Here is a 2,566-nt window from a genome sequence, read left to right as displayed (position 1 = left end):
TCTGAGCAATTTCGAGGGTGTTCCTGGTCAAAATCCACATATTGTGAGTCAACTACTACTCTCTTGAATATGACGACCTCTTTAACAGGAAGAAGGTAGTAGTTTTTCAGGAAGCCCTAAGTATCTCCAATAATTGCCGAGGTGACTGCCGTACAGCCTTTGGGCGCATATCCCTCGTAGCCGGCGTAATTGCAGATCTTAATAACTTGTTCCTCCTTCCCGCCGCACATAAGTGGCCTCATAGGCACAAAATCCATTCTCTCCGGCAGCCCTTCCAGGTCGACCTCAATGCCGAAACAAATGAATGTGTTAAACAAAGGTTTTGTGACTTTGCGCATCCTTTCTGTCCATGGTTCTCTGATGGGGAAATCGAATAAATCGTCGATTGCTGAGAGAGTGTCCCTGGTGACAATCACGGCGTCCGATTGAAGGAGTTCACCATCCACGACAACACCGTCGGCGATGCCGTTTCTCACCGAAACTGTGTTTACCCGCATTCCGTAGCGAATCTTGCCGCCCAGAATATCGAGTTTCTTTGCCATACGCAAAGCCATACTGAGGGAGCCACCTTCAGGATAGCCGCCGTCGCCGGAGGCCAGAGTCGCGAGGGTGAAAACCAGGGCAGTAGCACTGTAATCGGGGCCTATGATGTTCTCGAACAGGCGCTGTAGTAGTTCGCTCTTGTATCTCATGCCATATTCTTTGGCCGACTGTCTTGCATAGTAGGGCATTTTGGGTAATGCTGGCAGCATCCTCAAGATCGTACCCAGGGACATGAATGACTTCTTCTTCGTCTTCAATCCCTTGATGTCGGTCATCGGCATATTGAGCTTTGCGAATCTCTTCAAATCGCAGCATAGTTTGCTGATTTCTCTTCCATCCTCAGGTGAAAGCTCGATAAGATGATTGTGGAGTCTCTCCACATCACGGTAAAGGCGTGCTGTCTGTCCCTCGTATTCGAATGTGAGAAACACATCGCGATAGTGTACTGCGACGCTATCGTCTAGAGCGCCAACTTCCCGCCAGAGTCTGTTAAGAGGTATATCGGGGGATGAGCCGGTGAGCCAATGCATTCCACCTTCGAATATGTACCCCTTCCTTCTCCAGCTTGTCGAAGCTCCGCCCGGAATAGTGTGGCTCTCGTAAATAGTGACGTCGAATCCGCTTTGGAGAGCGTAAATCCCTGCTGTCAAACCTGCAATACCCGCACCGACTATGACTATGTTTCTCACATTTTCCTCCTATGTATCGACTATCCAACTGCTTTCGAAATCCTGAAAGTCCAGGCTCATAACAGCTTGCTCTTCAATCCCGAATTGAGTCTAGTAAGCTCCGAGATGACTCACCTTCTCTCATACTTGATCGATGAGGACCATTGATCAGTTGTTTTCACACATTTCGATGCTGTTCCCCACTAGTATGTAATTCACCCTCAACGACAAAACAGAGGCGCGACCAGTCGCGTCTAATCAGGACTACTAGAGGGCAAAAGCGCTGTTCTTAATGCGACCGCACGCTAGCGAAACTTACTTACAAGAAGCACGAAAGGGTTCTCGTTGACTCGCATCGAATACTGGTCGCGCCGTAATGTACATGGTGAGTTCCGAATACGCTTCTCGTAAAATCAAATGTGTGGCGAGCCGACTCTTCGCTTCGTAAACTGCCCGACAACGGCAACTGTCTTTGTCTAGAGTCGCTCCATGCGGACAAGAAACTCTTATGCAGTCTAGAATCTCTTCTTATTACTCCAGCAGAGCGAAATCCCTTCTGGATTATATGGCGTTCCCGAATACACGTCTAATGATATACCCTTTTTGATATTGTGAGAACAGGTCTGAAATCGATTCTAAGGAAGACTTTGCGAAAAAAGATCGTCAAATGTGGCAGGCATTCCAGCCTCCGAAATCATTTCATCATCTTTCAGACCTTGGGGAAATCCCGAACGATCGAGTCTCTTGCGATGTTCGCAAATCTAACCTAAAATGCCTCGAAGAAACCCATCGTCTCAAGAATCTGCTTCTCTTCAACTGCATGGCGCTCCACCAGGGAGTCCTATTTATTGATAATCATTGGTTCGATAAAATCTGACCGTAAGAACGATTAGAAGCAAGTCTTGCACCCTTCACGCAAAACACCAATTCATTCTCCTCTCTTTCAAGCCAAGTCTTTCGCTCAACGCATCTGATAAGAAAGACAAGTCAATAAAAAGACGCCTGAAAACAAATGAAGAAACTGTCGAGGATGTGAAGATCTCCTGTGGAATTAGAAATACTGAAACTCCAAACTTTCGAGAATTGCTCTGAAATTAGAGCATGGTAAGACACCAAACCAAGGAAATCTCTTCATCTGTATTCGCCCTATTTCCAGTGTGCGGTGGAAGTCTCGATATTGATTACCTTAACGGAGGAAGGAGTCTCAATAGCCAAGAGCCGCGACTGTCTTCAAACAACGCAAATCGAGAATCCAGAAGAGGGTGTAAACTCTTCGGAGAAAGACCCGGAAGACGCCTGAAATGAAGAAGGCAGATGCTGATTAGTATGAGGTCATATGAGTAAGTATTAAGATT

General features: G+C 46.8%; 1 protein-coding gene. It reads right to left on the bottom strand.

Going from position 1 to position 2,566, the window contains the following annotated elements:
* Window positions 1-116: 116 nt before the first annotated feature.
* Complete coding sequence (locus tag ENN47_09105; protein HDP78321.1) at window positions 117-1,232, bottom strand: FAD-dependent oxidoreductase; 1,116 nt, start codon at window positions 1,230-1,232, stop codon at window positions 117-119.
* Window positions 1,233-2,566: the final 1,334 nt, after the last annotated feature.

The organism is Mesotoga infera, from assembly GCA_011045915.1.
GTDB classification, from domain to species: Bacteria; Thermotogota; Thermotogae; order Petrotogales; family Kosmotogaceae; genus Mesotoga; species Mesotoga infera_D.
Note: the sequence above shows the minus strand (reverse complement) of the source record. Positions and strands in the feature narration are given on the sequence as shown.